This window comes from Latilactobacillus graminis DSM 20719, from assembly GCF_001436415.1.
Lineage (GTDB): Bacteria > Bacillota > Bacilli > Lactobacillales > Lactobacillaceae > Latilactobacillus > Latilactobacillus graminis.
On sequence record NZ_AYZB01000048.1, the window covers coordinates 1 to 849 of the forward strand.

Genomic DNA, 849 nt, shown 5'->3' on the forward strand with positions numbered 1-849 from the left:
GGCGAAATTGATACAATGACGAGAGAAGGCGGAGGAGCGTGGAAGAAATGATTAATATAATCACACAATTACAAGCAACGTTTTTACTAGAAAACTACCAAAGTCAAACCGTTGGCGACGTTCTACAAGGGAAGTTCAATCAACCTGTTAGCACTAATAGCTTTGTTGCAATTGACAATACAGACGGCGACGCGTACACGGAAGAATTTAAGACCCTTTCACAAGCGGTAAGCTGGCTTAACGGCAAGTTTGAGATTGACGACTATCTGAACGGTAGGGTAGACGAACAAGGTGAAGTTATAGAAGTACAAGAGTGTCAAGCACATATCGTTTTCAGATTGATTGAACGATAGTAGAATCGGTGTTATAATTAAGACATACAAAAAGGAGCTATGCGACAACATAGCCCCTACGCAGTCCGTTTAAGACGGTAGCGTGTTTTAAATCATAAAGTTTAACCTAAATGACCGTCAACCTGCTAAAGTTGAGACGGTTATTTTTTACGGTTAAATTTCAGAATTTCGATAACCAGTGTTGCAAAACTAATCGCAAACATCAGCGCATCAAAAACTGACAACATGTTCCCCTTTCTAGGGCAACACTTATTAACCATAGGCATCACCCCACTTTCATGGAGATTAGCCACCGTCATTAACTTACTGCTTACGTATATTATATCATATAAAACCGCCCAAAACACTATTATATCAGTGCTTTAGGCGGTTTTTAAATTCTTAATTTTGGTTAGATGGGTAGCCATTCTAGAACGCGCAAAATCCGCGCGATCTAGAATGGCATAACGTTGGTCGCGCTCCAGCCACCACCACCGCGCACCCAACGTGGCGGCCG

At 41.8% G+C, this 849-nt stretch carries 1 protein-coding gene; it reads left to right on the forward strand.

Going from position 1 to position 849, the window contains the following annotated elements; genetic code table 11:
* Window positions 1-47 precede the first annotated feature (47 nt).
* Entirely contained in the window at window positions 48-353 is a 306-nt protein-coding gene (locus tag FC90_RS06810; protein WP_057908522.1) for a hypothetical protein, read from the forward strand.
* Window positions 354-849 lie beyond the last annotated feature (496 nt).